General features: G+C 72.3%; 15 protein-coding genes. 11 read left to right on the forward strand and 4 right to left on the reverse strand.

The annotated features are described in order from the left end of the window. The first annotated feature begins 141 nt into the window (after positions 1-141). Positions 142-1,923 carry a M4 family metallopeptidase gene (locus ACFYYF_RS12370; RefSeq protein WP_388774266.1) on the forward strand — a complete coding sequence of 594 codons (1,782 nt, stop codon included), beginning with the start codon at positions 142-144 and terminating at the stop codon, positions 1,921-1,923. A 90-nt stretch (positions 1,924-2,013) separates the two neighbouring features. Here the strand turns inward: ACFYYF_RS12370 and ACFYYF_RS12375 are convergent, their stop codons facing one another. Then, complete coding sequence (locus ACFYYF_RS12375; protein WP_361682376.1) at positions 2,014-2,691, reverse strand: AIM24 family protein; 678 nt, start codon at positions 2,689-2,691, stop codon at positions 2,014-2,016. A 125-nt stretch (positions 2,692-2,816) separates the two neighbouring features. Beyond that, a complete protein-coding gene (locus tag ACFYYF_RS12380) occupies positions 2,817-3,380 on the reverse strand; it encodes an NAD(P)H-dependent oxidoreductase (protein ID WP_388774269.1) in 564 nt (187 codons plus the stop codon). Positions 3,381-3,506: 126 nt separating this feature from the next. On the opposite strand from ACFYYF_RS12380, the gene ACFYYF_RS12385 reads away from it, so the two are divergent. Continuing rightward, positions 3,507-4,169: a TetR/AcrR family transcriptional regulator gene (locus tag ACFYYF_RS12385; RefSeq protein ID WP_388774271.1), complete on the forward strand. Its 663-nt coding sequence runs from the start codon at positions 3,507-3,509 to the stop codon at positions 4,167-4,169. A 54-nt stretch (positions 4,170-4,223) separates the two neighbouring features. Continuing rightward, positions 4,224-5,351, forward strand: coding sequence for a sulfite oxidase (locus ACFYYF_RS12390; protein WP_388774273.1), 1,128 nt, complete (start codon positions 4,224-4,226; stop codon positions 5,349-5,351). Between the two features lie 172 nt (positions 5,352-5,523). Here the strand turns inward: ACFYYF_RS12390 and ACFYYF_RS12395 are convergent, their stop codons facing one another. Next, complete coding sequence (locus ACFYYF_RS12395) at positions 5,524-6,720, reverse strand: glycoside hydrolase family 64 protein (protein WP_388774276.1); 1,197 nt, start codon at positions 6,718-6,720, stop codon at positions 5,524-5,526. 242 nt (positions 6,721-6,962) lie between these two features. On the opposite strand from ACFYYF_RS12395, the gene ACFYYF_RS12400 reads away from it, so the two are divergent. The 4 genes from ACFYYF_RS12400 (at position 6,963) to ACFYYF_RS12415 (ending at position 11,621) form a co-directional block, all read left to right on the forward strand. Beyond that, positions 6,963-7,649, forward strand: coding sequence for a FadR/GntR family transcriptional regulator (locus ACFYYF_RS12400; protein WP_388774278.1), 687 nt, complete (start codon positions 6,963-6,965; stop codon positions 7,647-7,649). After that, entirely contained in the window at positions 7,646-9,028 is a 1,383-nt protein-coding gene (locus ACFYYF_RS12405; protein ID WP_388774280.1) for a hypothetical protein, read from the forward strand. Before ACFYYF_RS12400 ends, ACFYYF_RS12405 begins: the two co-directional genes overlap by 4 nt. After that, entirely contained in the window at positions 9,025-10,869 is a 1,845-nt protein-coding gene (locus tag ACFYYF_RS12410) for a GMC family oxidoreductase N-terminal domain-containing protein (protein ID WP_388774282.1), read from the forward strand. The genes ACFYYF_RS12405 and ACFYYF_RS12410 overlap by 4 nt, the downstream gene beginning before the upstream one ends. 185 nt (positions 10,870-11,054) lie before the next feature. Next, positions 11,055-11,621, forward strand: coding sequence for a hypothetical protein (locus ACFYYF_RS12415; protein WP_388774284.1), 567 nt, complete (start codon positions 11,055-11,057; stop codon positions 11,619-11,621). A gap of 136 nt (positions 11,622-11,757) precedes the next feature. Here the strand turns inward: ACFYYF_RS12415 and ACFYYF_RS12420 are convergent, their stop codons facing one another. Next, complete coding sequence (locus ACFYYF_RS12420; RefSeq protein ID WP_388774286.1) at positions 11,758-13,566, reverse strand: coagulation factor 5/8 type domain-containing protein; 1,809 nt, start codon at positions 13,564-13,566, stop codon at positions 11,758-11,760. 427 nt (positions 13,567-13,993) lie between these two features. On the opposite strand from ACFYYF_RS12420, the gene ACFYYF_RS12425 reads away from it, so the two are divergent. The 4 genes from ACFYYF_RS12425 to ACFYYF_RS12440 all read left to right on the forward strand — a co-directional run bounded on the left by ACFYYF_RS12425 (position 13,994) and on the right by ACFYYF_RS12440 (position 20,993). Beyond that, entirely contained in the window at positions 13,994-15,088 is a 1,095-nt protein-coding gene (locus tag ACFYYF_RS12425) for a DUF1996 domain-containing protein (RefSeq protein WP_388774288.1), read from the forward strand. Positions 15,089-15,264: 176 nt separating this feature from the next. Further along, positions 15,265-17,013, forward strand: a complete 1,749-nt coding sequence (locus tag ACFYYF_RS12430; RefSeq protein ID WP_388774291.1) for a discoidin domain-containing protein — start codon at positions 15,265-15,267, stop codon at positions 17,011-17,013. Positions 17,014-17,060: 47 nt separating this feature from the next. Next, complete coding sequence (locus tag ACFYYF_RS12435; protein WP_388774293.1) at positions 17,061-19,889, forward strand: glycoside hydrolase family 3 C-terminal domain-containing protein; 2,829 nt, start codon at positions 17,061-17,063, stop codon at positions 19,887-19,889. 63 nt (positions 19,890-19,952) lie between these two features. After that, the gene (locus ACFYYF_RS12440) at positions 19,953-20,993 is read left to right on the forward strand and encodes a LacI family DNA-binding transcriptional regulator (RefSeq protein WP_361682352.1); all 1,041 of its coding nucleotides are present in this window, start codon (positions 19,953-19,955) and stop codon (positions 20,991-20,993) included.

A 20,993-nucleotide genomic window follows, 5' to 3' on the forward strand; every position in this document is an offset into this window, starting at 1 on the left:
GGACGTTGATCGTCCCGGCCAGGCAACCGCCGCATTCCCCCGCACATCTGTCCGGTCGGGAGCCGACAGCTCCCGCGGTGCGCAACGGCGCCGCGCCGTGGGGCGGTTGCTGTCACGGCCGCCCCCGTACGAAGGAACTCAGTGCGTAGACCCCACATACGCCGCGTGGCGATCGCCGTCGCCGTGACGACGGCCGCCACGCTCCCCGGCCCCGCCTTCGCCTCCGCGCCGGACGGGCCCGCCCACGCGGCGGCCTCGGCCTCGTCGCCCGTGGCCGCGGCCAGGGCGGCCGCGTTCGCGCACGCCTCGGCCACCGGTGTCACCCGCGGCGACACCCTCCAGGCCAAGGACGTGATGACGGACCCGGACGGAAAGCGGCACGTCCGTTTCGTCCGTACCCACCAGGGCCTCCCGGTCCTCGGCGGCGACCTGGTCGTCCACCTCGACGGGCGGGGCGCGTACCTGGGCGTGACCCGGGCCGCCGACCACGTGGTGAAGCCGTCCAGCGTCGAGGCGGAGCTGACACCCGAGCAGGCGCTGCGCAAGGCGGAGGCCGTCGCGAAGGGCGACGCGGACACCGCCCGTCTCGTGGTGGACGCCCGCGACGGCGCCACCGCCCTCGCCTACCAGGTGCTCGTCACGGACAGCGACACCACGGAGGCCGGCGGTTCGAGCACGGTCGTCGTGGACGCCCGTACCGGCCGGATCCGCAGCAACACCCCGAACACCGACGAGTTCATATCGCCGTCTCTCGCGGCCACGCTCCGCGAGCGCGGCGAGAGCGCGACCCCGCAGACCGGTATCGCCGCCGGTGCTGGGCTGTCCGGTCTCACGGGCATCGCCGCGGCGGGCCGCTACCCGGCCACGGCCAAGGGCAGCGGAGCCTCCCTGTTCGCCGGCAAGGTGTCCCTGACCACCACCCGCACCGCGCGGACCAGCTACGTGCTCAAGGACCCGACCCGGTGGAACACCGAGACCCGGGACGCCAGGGGCCAGGAGCTGGAGTCCTTCGCGCGGGGCAAGGCGTTCACCGACGGCGACAACAAGTGGGGCAACGGCACCACCTCGGCCCGGACCACCGCCGCCGTCGACGCCCAGTACGGCATCACCCAGACCCTGGACTTCTACAAGAAGACCTTCGGCCGCAAGGGCATCAAGAACAACAGCACCGGCGCCCGCGGGATGGTCCACTTCGGCAACAAGGTCGGCAACGCCTTCTGGGACTCGTACTGCAACTGCATGGCGTACGGCGACGGCGACGGCCGGGTGTTCAAGAAGCCCCTCGTCGTCCTCGACGTCACCGGACACGAGCTGACCCACGGGGTCGTCGACGCGACCGCCGCCCTCGAACCCACCCGGGTCGACGACGACGGCAACCAGTACGGCGAGGCGGGTTCCCTCAACGAGTCGCTCGCGGACATCTTCGGCATCAACGTCGAGTTCGCGGCGAACAACCCGAAGAACCCGCCGAACTACCTGATGGGGGAGAAGCTGGGCCTCGCCCAGAAGTTCCTGCGCCGCCTCGACCACCCGTCGCTCGACGTGCTCGAGGAGTCGATCGACTACTGGTCGCCCGCCGTGTACGACGCCGAGGTGCACGCCGGCTCCGGTGTCTCCTCGCACGCGTTCTACCTGCTCGCCGAGGGCAGCGGCCGCAAGACGATCAACGGCGTGGCGTACGACTCGCCGACGTACGACGGTTCCCGGGTGACCGGGATCGGCCGCACCAAGGCCACCGCCGTCTTCTACCGGGCGCTCACCCGGTACATGGTCTCCACGACCGACTTCCACGACGCGCGGAAGGCCACGCTGAAGGCCGCCGCCGACATGTACGGGGCGAACAGCCGCGAGTACAAGACGGTGGGCGCGGCCTGGGCCGCGGTCAACGTCACGGCCGCCAACACCCCGGCCGCCCGCCGCTGACGGACGGCTCCGCCGGACGAACGGACGGTACGGCAGACGGTACGAGGGGCCCCGCCGACCGGCGGGGCCCCTCGTACCGTCGCACCCGGATCAGTGCTGCTGGGTCTTCTGCGGTGTCGCCTCACTGGGACGCACGACGACGTAGCCCTCGCCCTCCAGCCTGAGCTGCACCGCCTCGCCCGAACCGCCCCGGATCATCGAGCCGATCGACTGCGATCGGTGCAGCGAGGTGCGCAGGTGCGCGGTCCAGCCGACGACCGCGTCGGTGTCGACGAACACCGGCTGCTGCTCGGAGACGGGAATGACGAGCGGGTTGCCCTCGCATATCAGTCCCAGGCTGCCGTGCCCGGTGAAGACGCTGTTGAACAGACCGCCGCCGGTGATGCCCGCGCCCTTGACGGTCTTGATCTCGTACGACAGGGAGGCGTCGAAACACAGCACGTTGCGGCCGTTGACCGTGAACACGTCGCCGGGCTCGATGCCCACGATGAAACAGTTCTGCGCCTCGTGCGCGAACCAGGCCTCGCCCTGCCCGCGGACGGTCATCAGCGGAAGTCCCTCACCGGTGACCGCCCGCTTGAGCATGCCGCCCACGCCCTGGCCCTTGCGCTCGAACTGGAGGCTGCCCCGGTAGGCGACCATCGCGCCCTGACGCGCGAACATCTCGCCCTGGACGGCGTACTTGATGGACTTGGCGTTCTGCACGCTCATGCCCGCCGCGACGGCCGGCTGCACCATGTGGTCACTGGAAAAGAGATCGCTCTTCATGCGGGCATCCTGTCGCGGAGGGTGACGCTCCGCCAGGGGCGTGGCGATCTTGGGACGAACGGTGACCGAGTCACGACATGACGAAGGCCGGTCCGGGTCAACCGGACCGGCCCACAAGGGAGTTGTCAGGCAGCGGTGGGCGCCGAGACGTGGCCGTGAAGACGGTCCAGGACCTCGGAGAGCTGCGCCGCGACCTCGGCGTCGTCGGCCGGGTGCGTCTCGGCGAAGCGGACGACGGAGCCGGGGACGGAGAGCTTGACGTCCTCCAGCACGGTGCCGCCGGCGATGCCCACCGCCTTGCGGGCCTCGTCCTGCGCCCAGACGCCGCCGAACTGGCCGTAGGCGGTGCCGACCACGACGACCGGCTTGCCGGTGAAGGCGCCCGCGCCGTACGGACGGGACAGCCAGTCGATGGCGTTCTTCAGCACCGCGGGGATGGTGCCGTTGTACTCGGGCGAGAACAGCAGGAACGCGTCGGCCTCGCCGGCCGCGGCGCGCAGCCGTGCGGCGGCCTCGGGCACGTCGCCCTCGACGTCGATGTCCTCGTTGTAGAAGGGGATCTCGGCCAGGCCCTCGAAGAGCTCGACCTCGGCGCCCTGCGGAGCGAGCTTGACGGCCGCCTCGGCGAGCTGACGGTTGTGGGAACCGGCGCGCAGGCTGCCGACGAGCGCGAGGATGCGTACGGACATGGAAATCTCCTGGGGGGCTGGAAACGCTGAAACATTGCCGCAACAAAACGGACCGAAGTCCGCTTAAGGTCTACCACTGAAGCGGACCGCAGTCCAGTTGTCCCCGGATGCCGTTACGCTGGCTTCATGTCCCAGCCACTTCCGCCGTTCCCGAAGCGACCGGAAACGCCCGACGAGCCCGTCCTCATGCAGCTCAGCGCGCCCGAGGCCGCCCCGCTGCGCGCCGACGCCGCCCGTAATCGCGCCCGCCTGCTCGAGGCCGCGGCGCGGCTGGTCGAGGAGCAGGGTGTGGCCAGGCTCACGATGGAGGGCGTCGCCTGCGCCGCGGCCGTGGGCAAGGGGACCGTCTTCCGGCGCTTCGGCGACCGCACCGGCCTGCTCATGGCCCTGCTCGACCACACGGAGCAGCGCTTCCAGACCGCCTTCATCAGCGGACCGGCCCCGCTCGGCCCCGGCGCGTCGCCGGTGGAGCGCCTGCACGCCTTCGGATGCCACGCCCTGCGCCAGACCTCCGAACAGCTCGACCTGTACCTCGCCGCCGAGCCCGAGGTCACCCGCCGCTTCACCGCCGCGCCGTACCGGGTCCGCTTCATGCACGTGTGCATGCTCCTGCGGCAGGCCGACCCGGGACCGGACACGGACATCGAGCTGGTCGCCCAGACGCTGATGGGTTACCTCGACCCCGCGCTGATCGGCCATCTGACCCGCCAGCGCGGCATGCCGCAGGAGCGCCTGGAGGCCGGCTGGCGCCACCTGGTGGACCGCAGCGCCGGCCCGCGTCCGGCATAGGGCCCTCGGGGCCGGTCTGGCGCTCCCGCCCCGGGCGGGCGGACAATGGACCCCATGGGGCAACGCCTCGAGGATTTGAGCGCACCCGCCCGGCTGGCCGGTCCGGACGAGGGCATCAGCGCACAGGAGCTGGCACTCGCCGCCCGGAACCACGGCCTGCCGCTGGAGGCCCTGCGGTACGAGGTCACACCTCCGGGACTGCACTACGTGCTGACCCACTACGACATCCCGTACGCGGAGGAGGAGTCCTGGCGGCTCGTCCTCGGCGGGCGGGTACGGCGTCCGCTGCTGCTCGGGGTCGACGAGCTGAAGGCGTATCCCGCGGTCAGACAGCGGGTGACCATGGAGTGCGCGGGCAACGGCCGGGCGCTGCTGACGCCCCGGCCGGTGAGCCAGCCCTGGCTGGTGGAGGCGGTCGGGACGGCCGAGTGGACCGGTGTGCCGCTGCGGCTGCTGCTCGCCGAGGCCGGCGTCGAACCGGACGCGGTGGACGTGGTGTTCACCGGAGCCGATCACGGTGTGGAACGCGGGGTCGAGCAGGACTACCAGCGCGCCCTGCCCCTGGACGTGGCATCGGGCGAGGAGCCCGAGGTCCTGGTGGCCTACGCGATGAACGGTGCCCCGCTGCCACCGCAGCACGGACACCCCGTGCGGCTCGTGGTGCCGGGCTGGTACGGCATGGCACATGTGAAGTGGCTCCGGGACATCACGGTGACCAGCGCGCCGTTCCGGGGATTCCAGCAGGCCGTGGCGTACCGGCTGCGGCAGGAGGCCGCCGACGAGGGTGAGCCGGTCACCCGCATCGCCCCGCGCGCCCTGCTGGCCCCGCCGGGTTTCCCCGACTTCATGTCGCGGGCGCGGGTGGTGCCGCCGGGCACCGTCACCCTGACCGGACGGGCCTGGTCGGGCCGCGCACCCGTGACCGGTGTCGAGGTCAGCACGGACGAGGAGCGCTCCTGGCACCCGGCCCGGCTCGACCCGCCGGACGGTCACCGATGGGCCTGGCGCGGGTGGCGGTTCACCTGGACGGCGACGCCCGGTCCCCACGTCCTCAGCGCCCGGGCCACCGACGCCGAAGGCCACACCCAGCCGCTCGACCAGCCGTGGAACCGCGGCGGCTTCGTGAACAACCTCGTCCAACGGGTTCCCGTGCACTGCCTGGATCCCGACGGCGAGGGATGAGACCGCCGACGCCGGACCACACCCACGGCGACCTCGACGACGAGGCGCGGGCCTGGGGACGTACAACGGGCACATGTACAGGCAACGGCGCAGGGACGGGCACGGGCGCGGGGACAGACACGGGGGCGGTTCCGGCCCGGGAACCGCCCCCGCTCACGCGACGCGGCCTCGGTCAGCTGAACGGGTCCAGCGTGACGTACGCCTGCTGCGGATTGCCGTCGTTGACGAGCGACTCGTGGTTGCCGACGTCGTCGAACGCGAACGCGTAGGCCTTGCCGTCGGCCATCTGCGCGTGGATGGCGCGGGCGTACTGGTTGGTCACCGCGTCCGTGTAGAAGCCCGCCGACGAGGTGTCCGGCTGTTGCGGGTTGGTCAGCAGGGTGGTGCGGTTGAACCCCGCGCACAGGGTGCGTGAAATGGGCCCGCGCACCAGGTCGTTGGGCGCGTCGAGCCGCTTGTAGCAGCCGAAGACGCTGTCCGAGTCGGGCTTCTGGAAGCTGGTGACGACCGCTCCGGAGCTGTTGGTGAAGTTCATGACGCCACCGGAGACCCGGCCGAAGTACTTGGTGTTCGGCTGGTCGCCGAAGGGGGTCACCGTCAGCGTCGACGAACCGTACTTCTGCCAGACGCGGTTGATGTAGTCGTCCATGACGGTGGCCGGAAGCGCGCCCGCCTCGATGCCGTGGCCCGGGGCGAGCGCCCTCAGCACCGTGCCGTCGGACCGGGTCTGGACGAGGTTTGCCCAGCCGCCCGGCCGACTGCGCAGCGCGCTGAAGAAGCCGTTGTAGCCGCCGGACTTGAGGTGCCCGGTGCTCTTCGTGGTCCCGTTGGCGAGCTTGACTCCGACGGCGTACGGAGCGGAGAACATGTCGACCTGGGTGCTGTTGATCCACAGACCGGAGTCGTTGAGGGTGTACTCGGACCAGTTGAAGAGGATGTTGCGGTTCGGGTCGCTCGGATTCTGGACGGCCGGCTGCACGAGACCGCCGGTCGTCAGCCGGAAGTCGAGCTTCTGCCCGAAGGAGAAGTAGAGCCGTCCGGAGAACTTGGGGAGCCGGATCGTCTTCGACTGGCCGTTGGCCGGTCCCGTGATCGACGCGTCGGGCGCGGGCGTCGGGGGGTTGCCGCCCGCGGGCCACGCGTGGAAGGTGCCGTTCGCGTCGGCCCAGCCCTGCCGTCCGGTCGAGAGCTGGGTGCCGAGGTCGTAGATGAAGACCTGTTCGCCCCGGCCGGAGTTGTTGGTGAAGGTGAGGGGGATGGTCGCCGGGACCGCGGCTTCGGCGCGGGAGGGCGCGCCGAAGGTGAGCAGTGCCGCGGCGAGTGTGGCGCAGGCCAGCGCCCAGGCCGGCCACTTGATGTGTAAGCGCACTCTCTGCCTCCTTGATGTGGGGGTTCAGTGAGGTGGATGCACGCGGACGCGGCTCGTCCGCTTCTGCTTGAGAGCGCTCTCAGAGTCCTGCGAGGTGGCGTACATGTCAACGACTTGCGCACGGTTGGTCCGGTCCAACTTGCGGCGGACCGAAACGAGTTGTGCGCCCTGAGGGTTGACCTCGGGCGGCGGTGACTGGTTCAGTGGCTCATCCACTCAGCCACTTGCCCGGAGGGGGAAACGTGGAGGCTCTGCCCCGCGAGACCATCGTGGACGTCCTGGAGGACCGGCTGCGGACGGACATACTCGACGGCCGCCATCCGGCGGGGAGTTACCTTCCTCCCGAACGGCGGCTGGCCGACGGGTACGGCGTCACGCGCACCACGCTCAAGCACGCCTTCGGACGGCTCGTGCAGGCCGGACTGCTGGAGACCCGGCACGGAGTGGGCACCCGGGTGCGGGACTACGCCCGGCTCGGCGGAGCGGACCTCCTGCCCATGCTCGTGCGGCACGACGCCGGCTGGGTGCGCGAAGTGTTCGAAGTGCGGCGCGGAGTCGGCGCGCTGATCGCCGAACGGGCCGCCGAGCGCCGTACCCGCCCGCAGCGGGCCGAACTGGCCGCGCTCCTCGGCGCCGTGCTGCGCGCCGACGACGCGGACGCCGTCCAGCTCGCCGACGTCGAGGTGCACCGCGCGCTCGCCCGCGCCACCGGCAACCGCGTGTACGTCCTCCTCACGAACACGCTCTTCAACGCCTATCTGCCGGTCCGTTCCCTGCTCAAGGGCCCCTTCACCGACCCGGAGGCCGCCCACGCGCGTCTGGCGCCCGTCGTGGAGGCCGTCGGCGCGGGAGACGCGAGGCGGGCGCGCGAGGCGGCCGACACGTATCTGCGCGACACCGAGCGCATCATGCTGGACGGCCTCGCATGAGGGGCACGCGCTTCGCCGAGACGATGCTCGGCACCGTCCGCCTCGACGGCGAACCGGGGGAGCGGCGCATCCGGCTCGATCTGCGGGCCGCCGCCGACCGGGTCCTGCTCCCGCACCGGACGACCCCGGCCCGCCTCACCGGCCGGGTACGCATCGCCGGACACACCGACGACCCGCGCGCCGAAGGCGAGTTGGAGGTGTCCCCGATCGCCAGGCGACGCATCCGCTACCGCCTCACGTTCACCGCCGACGGACGCCGCCTCACCCTGGACGGCTGGAAGTCGGTCACCCCGCGCCACCCCCTCGCGTCCATGACCACCCTGCCCTTCACCCTGTACGAGGGCGACGCGCGGGCCGGCGAGGGCATCCTGCGCTTCCCGGCCGCCACGGGCCTCGCCCCCTTCCTGCTCAGCTTCCGTTTCCCGCGCCACGAGGACCCCGCCGAGCACATGGCCCCGCGCTGGAACGGCGCCCCCGGCCGCACCGAGGTCTGGTACACGACCCTGACCGACCCGGCCACCGGCACCGGCGTCTGGCTGCACCACGAACTCATCGCACCCGCCGACGGATCCGAGCCGTTCGCCCACGGCTGGGCCGCCGTGTTCCCCCGCGAGGGCGAGGTGCGCCACGCCCGCTTCGGACCCGTCCCCTGGACCGGACCGGCCGACGGCTTCACGACCGAGGAGGTGTCCTGCCTGGCCGGACAACTCACCGGCAGTGCGGCCGACTTCCGCTGGAAACTCCTCGAACGCCCGCAGGGTCCGCCCCTGTTCACCTTCCCCCGCTGGTCCTGGCGCCGCCCCGTGCTGCCCGCCGCCCAGATGCTGCCGGCCGCCCGGGCCACGTACGACGGCGAACTCTCCTACGGGGAGAACACCTTGAACCTGAGCGCCGCGCCCGGGGCCTCGGCCCGGATCTACGGGCACGGCAACGCGCACCGCTGGACCTGGCTGCACGCCGACCTCGGCGGCGGAGACGTCCTGGAGATCGTCGCGGCCGTGTCCACCCGGCCCGCGCTGCGCCGCCTGCCTCCGCTCGTCTTCCTGCGCCTGCGCCGCGACGGCCGCACCTGGCCACGGCGCTCCGAACGCTCGGCGATCGGCCGGCTCGGACTCGGGCGCTTCCGCGCCGCCATGGACCTGCCCGAGTGGACCGTCACCGGCCGCACGGCCCTGCGCCGCATCCGCGTCGAGGTCCGCCAGCCGCCGGAACGGACCCTCACCCTCGAGTACCGCGACCCGGACGGCGCCCGCGCGGTGTGCCGCAACAGCGAGTCCGCCGACGCCCGTGTCGTCCTGGAGCGCTGGTGGGGCCGCTGGCGCCCGGAGGCCACGTGGACCCTGGACGGCACCGCGCACGCCGAGGCGGGCACCCGATGACCGCCGACGGACTCGTCGCCGCGCTCCTCGCCGACGAGGGCGGGACCACCTGGGCCGCCCGTGTCCCGCACCGCCTCGACTCCGTGCTCGCCGCACTGCCCGGACCGGCCCGCACCGGGGTGCGCACCGCCGTCGCCGCCGTGGAGACGTACGCCGTGCTGCGCACCGGCAGACGACTGGCGGCCCTCGGCCCGGGCGAACGCGAGGACGTGGTCCGCTCGCTGGCCGGGCGGCCCCGGCTCGCCCCCCTGCTCGACCTCCTCAAGGTTCCCGTGCTGCTGGCCGCGGGCACCGAACGGATCCCGGCCACGCCCCTCCCCGCGCCCGCCCCCGCCGATCCGCCCCTCGACTGCACCCCGGCCGAGGAGTGGCCGGCCCGCACCACCGCCGACGTGGTCGTCGTCGGCTCAGGCGCGGGCGGCGCCATGGCCGCCCGGACCTTCGCGCGTGCCGGACTGAGCGTGATCGTCCTGGAGGAGGGCCGGCACCACCCGACCGCGTCCTTCGGCCGCCGCGCACCCCTCGACCGGTTCACCGAGCTGTACCGGGACGGCGGCGCCACCGTCGCCCTCGGCAGGCCGCCGGTCCTGCTGCCGGTCGGGCGGGCCGTCGGCGGCACCACCGTCGTCAACTCCGGCACCTGCTACCGCACGCCGGACCACGTCCTGGAACGCTGGCGCGACGTCTTCGGGTTCGGGCTCGCCGACCGCTTCGGACCCCTCCTCGACGAGGCCGAACGAACCCTGCGCGTGGCACCCCAGCCCCTCGACGTCCTCGGCAACAACGGACTGCTCGCCCTCGCCGGCGCCGGACGGCTCGGCTGGCGGGCCGCCCCGCTGCGCCGCAACGCCCCCGGCTGCAAGGGCTCGTGCCAGTGCGTCGTGGGCTGCCCCACCGGAGCCAAACAGAGCGTGCAACTCTCCGTCCTGCCCGACGCCTGTGCCGCCGGCGCCCGGATCGTCACCGGCGCGCGGGTCCTGCGCATCCTGGTGGACCACGACGTTCCCGGCCCGCCCCGTGCCGCGGGAGTCAGGGCACGCCGCCCCGACGGCGGCGTCATGGAGATCCTCAGCCCCCTGGTCGTGACGGCGGCGGGGGCGCTCCAGACACCACCCCTGCTGCGCCGTTCCGGGCTCGGCGGACATCCCCGCCTGGGCCGCAACCTCAGCGTGCATCCGGCCACCAGCGTCGCGGGACGCTTCGCCGAGCCGGTGACGGCCTGGCGCGGCGTCCTGCAGAGCGTCGGGGTTGAGGAACTTCACGCTCACGGGATCCTCGTCGAGGCGACCGCGAGCCCGCCCGGCATGAGCAGCTTCGTCCTGCCCGGCCTCGGCAGGGAACTGCGGCGCGAACTGGAGGCGTCGGACCGTCTGGCCACGCTCGGCGCGATGATCGCCGACCGCCCCTCGGGACAGGTGACGGGCCGGGACCGGACGCTCGTCCGCTACGACCTCGACCCCCGCGACGGCGACCGCCTGATGACCGCCGTACGGGCGATGGGCCGCCTCCTCTTCGCGGCGGGGGCGACGGAGGTCCTCACCGGAATCCCCGGCGCACCCCGCGCCCGCTCGCTCGACGCGCTCGACGAACTCCTCGCCTCGGCCGGCCCTCGTGATCTGCACGTGTCGGCGTTCCACCCGACCGGCACGGTGGCCGCCGGGAACGATCCCCGGCGGGCACCCGCGGACGCCGAGGGCAGACTCCGCGGTGTCCGCGGAGTCCTCGTCGCGGACGGTTCCGTCCTGCCGGGCTGCCCGGAGGTCAACCCGCAGCTCAGCATCATGGCGGCGGCCCTGGCGGTCTCGGACGCGTGGCTCGGCGGGGCGGGGCCCGGGACCTGATCCGCCGTGCGCCACCCCAATGGGCCCCCGTGGTTCGCCGTGGCCGGGCGCGGCACGGAGCATGAGGGAGTCCGTACGGCAGGAAGAGGACGAGCCCCCGTGCCCCGTACGGCAGGAAGAGGCGAGCCCCCATGAGCAGACGTGTTCCCCACGGCCGGAGCGGATCACGGCGTATCGCTGTCCTGTTGTCCGCGATCGCGTGCGGCTCCTTGCTCGTGTCGTGCAGCTCGGACGACGACGGCGGCAACAGCAGCACGGCCTCCGTCACCCCGCCGAACCCGTCGAACTTCACGGGGTCGGCGCCCTCCGCGATCGCGTCGGCGGCCTCCTCGATCATCGCCTCGGCCAGCGAACGGGCGTCGTCGGCCGCCGCCTCGGTGGAGGCCAGGGCCTCGGAGTTCGCGGCCTCGGTCTCCGCCGACACCGTCCGCGCCTCGGCCACCGCCGAGAAGGAGCTGAAGGACGTCCAGGGCGGCGGCAACGCGACGTCCGACGTCAGCATGAAGGGCGTGCCCACCGCGGAGACCGGCGGGCTGCGGGCCGTACTCGTCACCATCACCAACAACACGGACACGAAGGCCTCGTACGCCGTGCAGATCGACTTCAAGAACCCCGACGGCAAGGTCGTGGAGACGAAGTTCGTCGGCAAGGAGAACCTGGAGCCGGGGAAGAAGGCGACGCCGATCGTGATCAGCAGGCAGCCCGCGGAGCCCCAGCTCACCGCCGTGCTGGCCAAGGCCCAGCGCTACTGACGCGGGGTTCCGGCGCCGGGGTTCGCGGACGCGTCCCGGCGCCGGTCGTCGAGTCGTCGCCCCGAAGGGCCCGTCCTCCCGCAGGGGGCGGGCCCTTCGATGCCGTCCCGGCGGAAGCCGCGCGGACGGCGAACGGTCAGGGATACGAGACCACGGTGGACGGCACAGTGGAGGTCCCCGAGGTGGGGCTGCCCGTGTCGTTGATGACGCGCTCGTACTGTCCGTTGCCGCCGAGCGAGACGACCAGCAGGTCGTGGAACTTCACGCCCGTCCTGTTCGGCGCCGCGAACCCGTGGTGCTGGACGATCGTGGGATCGACGTTGTAGTAGCAGTAGCTGCCCAGGCCCCAGCCCTCGTGGGTGGTCACGGAGTCGGCGACCTTGTAGGCCGCGTACCCCTTGACGCTCCCGTTCTGGATCGCGGCCTGGTTCGGCGCGTCGTACGCCTTCTCGTTCTGGAAGAAGATGGTGCGGCCCCGCTGGCCGTACCACTGCACGTCGTACTTGTTGAAGTGCTCGACGAACAGGCCCGTGGCCAGGACGTCGTCGCCGTTGACGCGGATGCCGTAGTCGGCCCGGTTGGTCTCCCAGCCGACGCCGGTGCCGTGGTCGGCCCGCCAGACCCAGGTGTGGTCGACGATCGTGTGCCGGCTGTTGACGACCAGGCTGGTCGTCGCCTTGCCCACGCCCGCACCGCCGATGCGGACGAAGACGTCCTGCACGGTCGTCGGATTGGCCGAGTGGTCCGCCGACGCCCCGGCCGGGCCGATCTCCAGGAGCGTCGCGGAGTTGACGGGTCCGGCGTCGACCAGGAAACCGGCCAGCCGGATGCCGTCCACGTCGGCCGTCCTGAGCACGGTGACGCCGTTGTCCGGGATCAGCGTGGCGTAGCCGAGGCCGAGGACCACGGTGCCCGCCCGGTTCACCTGGATCGGCTGGTTCAGGTGGTAGATCCCCGGCGTCAGCAGCAGGTGGAGGCCCTGCGCGAGCGCGGCGTTCAAGGTGGCGGCGGTGACGCCGGGCTTGGCCACGTAGAACTGGGACAGCGGCAGCGACGAACCGCGGGGCGTGCCGTTCCCCCACGTGGTGCCGCGCGCGTTGGTGCGCTTCTCCGGCAGGAACACCCGGTACTCGCCGCCGCTGAGATACAGGAACGGCTTCTCGCGGGACACCGGTGTCGTGTCGAGCGTGGTGTACGGCGGGTTCGGGAACGACTGCGCGGGCGCGCCCTGGACACCCGAGAACACCATGTTCCAGACGGCGTTGACCCAGCCGCCCACCGAGCTGTCGCGGGTGTACCACTGCTGCTGGGAGTAGGGCCCGACCGAGCCGTCGATGCGGCTGTCGGCGATGTAGCCGCCGCTGGCCCAGCCGTAGCCGGCGGGCGCGAGGTTGAGTCCGCCCTTGACGTGCATACGACGGAACGGGGCGGCCTGGGCCACCGCCCACCGGTTGGTGCCGCTCACCGGGCTGAGGGCGAGGTTCTCCGCCGAGCGCCAGAAGTTCTGGGTGGCGTTGCCGTTGAACCAGCCGGCGTCGACCGTCACGTCGCCGTTGATCGTCGTGTCGTCCGGTGACAGGCCGAGACCGGCGATCGAGGTGTAGAAGCCGAGCTGGGCGTTGAGACCGTTGTACGTGCCCGGTTTGAACAGGAACGCGTAGCGGCCCGTGCCGAACTGCGCCGACTCCTGCTGCCGGAAGACCTGGTCGAGCCTCGCCTGGATGCCGGGCGTCGACGGGTCGAAGACGATGACGTTCGGGCCCAGATCACCGCCGCCGGGAAGGGCCGACGGCTGCCGGGCGGACCGGGCGGGGGACGCGGACGCGGACGAGGCCGACGCGAGCAGTCCGGGCGCGGCCGCGCCGGCCGCCACGGCTCCGAGGACGGTGCGCCGCGCGACGGTGGAACGACCGGGGTCCGGGGCGTCTGTGGGGGTTCGAGGCATGGGGGGCGACTCTCCTGGTTCAGGAAGTGAACGATGGGAGGTACGGGGGAGCGCTCTCTCGCCGATGCATGCTTCAACCAGGTGAACGACACGTCAAGAGTTGTGACCGGAGTCCCCGATGTTGTTGCACTCCGGAGGAGTAACGCGGCCCATATTTGCGGTACTTGGCACGACAATGCACCGGTTCGAAGATCCATGCTGGACACGGGATTGTGTTCAAGAGGTGCGCACATCGATGCCGGATGATCCTTCGTCAACTCTCTTGACACTCGCGCGTGGCCGCCACAACACTCCTCGGCGGGAGAGCGCTCTCCCGTTCCCATGGCACATGTGATGGACCGTCACGCGGACGGCCCGGCGGCGGCGTGGCACGCGCTGTCCGGCCGTCCGGCCCCCACCGTCCCCATCGACATGGCAGGAGGTCTCCATGGCACGGAGATCGAAGATCCTCTCAGGCATCCTGATGTCCAGCGCACTGGTGCTGACCTCGCTCGGCCTGGCCGGAGTGGCGATGAGCGCCGACCCCGCGCCGGGACCGGCGGCGTCCGTGGCCGGCGCGAGCACCGTCCACGCGGCGCACGTGATGGCCGCCTCCACCCTCGCCTCGCCCGAGGACCCGGACGGCGACGGCTACATCCCCGCGAACCCGCAGGTCACCGGGGTCGTCCCGTCCAAGGCGGAGCCGCCGCACCGCTACTTCCACGAGTTCCAGGCGAACTGTTCGGTGACGCGCACCAGGGCGGACGACCCGATCGTCTACCCCGGGCAGCCGGGCAAGTCCCACGACCACACCTTCATGGGCAACACCACGACCGACGCGGCCAGCACCACCGCCTCGCTCGGCGCCGGCTCGACCTCCTGCAGGGCTCCCGGCGACAAGTCGGCGTACTGGATGCCGACCCTGCTCAAGGGCGGCACTCCGGTCCTGCCCGTGGGGCCGCAGGTCATCTACTACAAGGCCGGTGTCACCGACTACACCAGCGTGCGGCCCTTCCCCAAGGGCCTGCGCTTCGTGGTCGGCAGCCCCCTGCAGTCCGCGGCCGACTTCCGCAATCACCGCGGCTTCGTCGAGGGGTGGGAGTGCGGCAACAGCTACTTCAACACGGACTTCCCGCAGCAGTGCCCGACCAGTCCCGACGTCCAGCTCAACATCCGTTTCCAGGCGCCCAGTTGCTGGGACGGGAAGAACCTCGACACGCCCGGCCACCAGAGTCACATGGCGTATCCGGTGGTCAACCCCGGCACCAACAACAACATCTGCCCGGACGACCACCCGGTCGCCCTGCCGATGATCGAGTTCAAGATGGCCTTCCCGGTCAACGGTGACATGACGCAGGTGAGGCTTTCGAGCGGCGCCGGCTACTCCTTCCACTACGACTTCTTCAACGCGTGGGACCCGGCGACACAGAAGGCGCTCGTCGACCACTGCGTCGTCGGCGGCCTCCAGTGCGACGCCCGCGGCTACGACCAGACGCACCCCGAGGCGGGCGCGGCACTCGACGCGAACTACCGGCTGCCCTGAGGAGGCGGGGACGCGTGCCGCCGGTCCGCCGCACACACCGGCCGGCGGCACCGTCCGCCCCCGTCACCCTCCGCACCCGCACGTCCCTCGGCGGCACTCTTCCCTCACACCCCGCTTCCCCGCACCGCCGCGCCTCCTTCCTCACATCCCCTCACCCGTACACCGGACGGACACTCATGACCGGATCCCGTACCACCCGGCGCCGCATCGCCGCGCCCCTCACCGCGGGCCTGCTCACCGCGGCAGCACTCGTCCTGCCCGCACAACAGGCCCAGGCGGCCGGTGGCGTCGTCAAGGTCACCGGCTCGCAGGGCAACTGGCGACTGACCGTCGACGGAAGTCCGTACCAGATCAAGGGCCTCACCTGGGGGCCCGCCGTCGCCGACGCCGGGCGCTACATGCCCGACCTGAAGTCGATGGGCGTCAACACCGTCCGCACCTGGGGCACCGACGCGTCCAGCAAGCCGCTGTTCGACGCGGCCGCGGCCCAGGGCATCCGGGTGATCGGCGGCTTCTGGCTGCAGCCCGGCGGCGGTCCCGGCAGTGGCGGCTGCGTCAACTACCTGACGGACACCGCCTACAAGAACCAGGTGCTCACCGAGTTCCCCCAATGGGCCGCCACCTACAAGGACAACCCCGGTGTCCTGATGTGGAATGTGGGGAACGAGTCCGTGCTCGGCCTCCAGAACTGCTACAGCGGCGCCGAGCTGGAACGGCAGCGCGACGCCTACACCACGCTCGTGAACGACATCGCCAGGAAGATCCACGCCGTCGACCCCAACCACCCCGTCACCTCGACCGACGCGTGGACCGGCGCCTGGCCCTACTACAAGCGGAACGCGTCCGACCTGGACCTGTACGCGGTCAACGCCTACAACGCGGTCTGCGACATCAAGTCGGCCTGGCAGCAGGGTGGTTACACCAAGCCGTACATCGTCACCGAAACCGGCCCGGCGGGGGAGTGGGAAGTGCCGGACGACGCCAACGGCGTCCCCGCCGAACCCACCGACCGGGCGAAGGCGGACGGCTACACCCGGGCGTGGAACTGCGTGACCGGACACCCGGGCGTCGCGCTCGGCGCCACGATGTTCCACTACGGCACCGAGTACGACTTCGGAGGCATCTGGTTCAACCTGCTGCCCGCGGGCGAGAAGAGGCTGTCCTACTACGCCGTGAAGAAGGCGTACGGCGCGGACACCTCCCGGGACGACACCCCGCCGGTCATCACCGACCTCGCCGTCGAGGGCGACGCGGGCAAGGTGCCCGCCGGGCGCGACCTGACGCTGTCGGTCAAGGTCACCGACCCCGACGGTGATCCGGTCACCTACGAAGTGCTGGACAACAGCAACTACATCGACCAGAGCAAGCAGCTCAACCCGCTGCCGTTCACCGACCTCGGCGGCGGCCGGCTCCGGGTGACCGCGCCGGACCGGCCCGGCGTGTGGAAGTTCTACGTCAAGGTGAAGGACGGCCGGGGCAACGTCGGTGTCGAGGCCCGGTCCGTACGGGTCGTGCCGCCCACGCCGAGCGGGACGAACCTCGCGCTCGGCAGGCCGGCCACCGCCTCCTCGTACCAGACGGGCGGCGGCGACTGCCCCTGCACCGCGGCCGGTGCCGTCGACGGCAACCTCAGCACCCGCTGGGCCAGCGACTGGAGCGACCCCCAGTGGCTGCGGGTCGACCTCGGCACCCGGAGTTCGTTCCGGCATGTGCAACTGGTCTGGGAGACCTCGTACGCCAAGGCCTACACCGTGCAGACCTCGGACGACGGGCAGAACTGGACCACCGTCCGCACGGTCACCGACGGCAACGGCGGGGTCGACGACCTCGACGTGTCCGGCGCCGGACGCTACGTCCGCGTCAACGGCACGGCCCGGGGCACCGGATGGGGCTACTCGCTCTACGAGTTCGGGGTCTACAACTGAGTCACGTCATCGATGGAGAGCGCTCTCCCGGAAATGAGGCGGCAAGCGTGAGCGGGACGGACGACGCGGCGGAGCGTGAGGCGCTCCTCGGCAAACTCACTCTGCGCGAGAAGGTGAGGCTGCTGACCGGCGCGACCACCTGGCGCACCCGGGCCGAACCTGTCCTGGGGCTCCGGGAGATGGTCCTGTCGGACGGTCCCGCCGGAGTGCGCGGGCAGTCCTGGGACGAGCGCGATCGGGCGCTGCTGCTGCCCTCGGCGTCCGCGCTCGGGGCCCTGTGGGACGAGGAACGGGTGGAGCGTCTCGGCGGGCTGCTCGCCGCCGAGGCGCGCCGCAAGGGCGTCGACGTCGTCCTCGCGCCCACCCTCAACCTCCACCGGACGCCGCTCGGCGGGCGGCACTTCGAGTGCTTCTCCGAGGACCCCGAACTGACGGGCCGCACCGGGGCCGCGCTCGTCCGGGGGATCCAGGTGCACGGAGTGGCCGCCACCGCCAAGCACTACGTGGCCAACGACTGCGAGACCGACCGGCTGACGGTCGACGTGCGGGTGTCCGAGCGGGTCCTGCGGGAGGTGTATCTGGCACCGTTCGAGGCGGCGGTCGAGGCCGGCGTCCGAGTCGTCATGGCCGGGTACAACGGCGTCAACGGCGCCACGATGACCGCCAGTCCGCTGCTGGACGACCCCCTCAAGAGCGAGTGGGGCTTCACTGGCGTGGTGGTCTCCGACTGGGGCGCGGTGCGGTGCGCGGAACCGGCCGCCCGCGCCGCCCTCGACCTCGTGATGCCGGGCCCGGAGGGTGTCTGGGGCGAGGCGCTGGTGCGGGCCGTGGAGGAGGGACGCGTCCCGCGGGAAGCCGTCGACGACAAGGTACGGCGCCTGCTCGGACTCGCCGCCGCGTGCGGCGCGCTGGGGGAGCCGGGGTCGCCACCAGCACGGGAGCGGGTACCGGCAACGGCGCCGAAGCAGCAGGAGGAGTCGCCGTGCGCGTCTCCGATCTCGGCGTCGGAGCGGTCGTGTGCGTCTCCGGCGCCGGTGTCCGCGCGGGGCGGGCAGTCGGAGTTGCTGGGCGCGTCTTCGGGATCGGTTCGCGCGTCGGCGTCAGCGTCGGAGCCACCAGGCGCCCCGCCGATGCCGATGCCGGTGCATGTGCCGGACGTGCGGTCGGGGTTGTCAGGTGCGCCTTCGGTGTCGGTTGCGGCGTCGGACGGGCAGTCGGAGTTGCCGGGTGGGCTTTCGGAGCCGGAGGCGGCGTGCGCGGCTCCGGAGTCGGAGGCGGAGGCGGCGTGCGTGCCAGGGGTGTCCATGGGCACCCCGTCCGGCCTCGGCGGCGACGAAGCCCGTGCGTTGCTGCGCGAGACGGTGGCCGCGAGTGCCGTCCTGCTGCGCAATCGCGGTGTCCTCCCGCTCGATCCCTCCCGGTTGCGCACCGTCGCGGTGATCGGGGCGCACGCGGCCCTGCCGCGCACCCAGGGGGGTGGCAGCGCGGGGGTCTTCCCCGAGCGGGTCGTCACACCGCTGGACGGGATCAGGGCCGCGCTCGGCGACGGCGTACGCGTAGTCCACGTGCCGGGCCCCGCGACCGGCGCGCCGGCCCCGCCCCTGACCCCGGACCTGTGCACCGATCCCGTCACCGGCGATCCAGGTGTCCGACTCCGGGTGCTCGACGCGGCGAGCCGCGAACTGTTCTCCGGACACCGCGCCGGAGGGCGCCAGTTGGAGCCGCCGCTGCCGCCCGGGGCGCACACCGTCGAGATCGAGACCCTCCTGCTCCCGGCGGCCTCGGGGCGATGGACACTGGGAGTCGGAGGGTTCGGCCGTCTGAGTATCACGGTGGACCAACGCGTCCTCCTGGAAGGGGAGTTCGGCAGGACGACCGACGATCCGGCGGTCGTCCATGTGAACCCGCCCGTCCACGGTGCGTCCGTCCACCTCACGGCGGGACGCGCGGCGCGCATGGTGGCGCGCCGTGAACTCGCACCGGGGACCGGCCGGGCCACCGTCGTCACCGCGGCCCCGCCCCGTCCCGACGACGGTCCGGCCGTGGCCGAGGCGGTGCGGGCGGCCCGAGACGCGGACGCGGCGATCGTCGTCGTCGGCACCACCGAGGACGACGAGTCCGAGGGGTGCGACCGGACGGACCTCGGCCTCGGCGGACTCCAGGACGACCTGGTCCACGCGGTGACCGCCGCCGCACCGCACACGGTCGTCGTCGTCAACAGCGGCGGACCGGTCGAACTGCCCTGGCGCGCGCGGGCCGGCGCCGTCCTGCTGACCTGGTTCCCCGGCCAGGAGGGCGGAGCCGGTCTCGCCGACGTGCTGTTCGGCCGGGCCGAACCCGGCGGGCGGCTGCCCACGACGTGGCCGGCCACCCTCGCCGACGCTCCGGTCACCCGCACCCGGCCTGAGGACGGCCGCCTCGACTACACCGAGGGCCTGCACATCGGCTACCGCGCGTGGGCGCGCCAGGACCGCGAACCCGCCTACTGGTTCGGGCACGGGCTCGGCTTCACCACCTGGGCGTACGAGGGGCTGCGCGTCCCCGACGACATCGTGGCCGGCGAGCCGTTCACCGTGCGGGTGGACGTCCGCAACACCGGCCCGCGACGCGGACGCGAGGTCGTCCAGGTCTATCTCGCCGGACCCCCCGGCCCGCCGGACCGCCCGGTCCGCCGGCTCGCCGGGTACGCCGCGGTCGGCGCCGGTCCGGGCGAGTCGGTGTCGGTGCCGGTGCTGATTCCGCCCCGGGCGCTGCGTCACTGGGACGAGGACGGACACGCGTGGCGCACCCGGCCGGGCGCCTACCGCGTGCTCGCCGGCAGCTCCGCGGGCACCCTGCCGCTGACGGCCACCGCACTGGTGCGGGCCGCCGGCTGAGCGCCGGGGCGGACGGGGAGAGCGCTCTATCCCACGGCGGTGCCGTGCGGTTAGGGTGCCGCCATGAGCAGACAGGCTCCCACGCTGGAGGATGTCGCGCGGGTGGCCGGTGTCTCCCGCGCGACCGTGTCCCGGGTCATCAACGGTGTCCGCAACGTCGACCCCGGGATCCAGGAGGCGGTGCGCCAGGCCGTCGAGCGCACCGGATACGCGCCCAACAGGGCGGCCAGATCACTGGTGACCCGGCGCAGCCAGACCGTGGCGCTGATCGTCTCCGGCGCGGGCGACACCCCGGGGGAGGAGCAGAACGCCTTCGCCGCACGGGTGTTCGCGGACCCGTTCTTCGGACGGGTCGTCAGCGGTGTCGTGGGGTACCTGCGGCCGCGCTCGATGCATCCGCTGCTGATGTTCGCCGAGTCGGCGGAGACCAGGAGCCAGGTGCTGTCCGACCTGCGGCAGGGCAGCGCGGACGGCGCCCTCGTCGTCTCCACCCACGCCGACGACCCGCTGCCCGCCCTGCTCGCCGACGCGGGCCTGCCCGCCGTCCTGTTCGCCCGGCCCTCCCGGCCCGTGCCGCTCAGCTACGTGGATCTCGCCCATCGCGAGGGGGCGCGGATGGCGGCCGAACACCTCCTGAAACGGGGGTGCCGGCGCATCGTCACCGTCACCGGACCGCTCGGCGTGGCCGCGAGCCAGGACCGGCTCGCCGGGTTCCGCGACACGATGGCCCGCAACGGACACCCGTACGTCCCCGTCGCCGAAGGCGGCTTCACCCTGGACAGCGGCATGGCGGCGATGTCCGGGCTGCTGTCCGAACACCCTGATGTGGACGGGGTGTTCGCGGCCAACGACCTGATGGCCCAGGGCGTGTGCCAACTGCTGCGGGAGCGGGGCAGACGGGTGCCGGACGATGTCGCGGTCGTCGGCTTCGACGACTCCAGCGTGGCGGTGACCTGCCGCCCGCCGCTGACCACGGTGCGCCAGCCGGTGGAGGAGATGGCCGCGGCGATGGCCGCCCTCCTGGACGACCACATCCGAGGCGTCCGCACCGAACCCACCTCGCTGATCTTCGACCCGGAACTCGTGGTCCGCGCGTCGGCGTAG

Source organism: Streptomyces sp. NPDC001914, assembly GCF_042891215.1.
GTDB lineage: Bacteria > Actinomycetota > Actinomycetes > Streptomycetales > Streptomycetaceae > Streptomyces.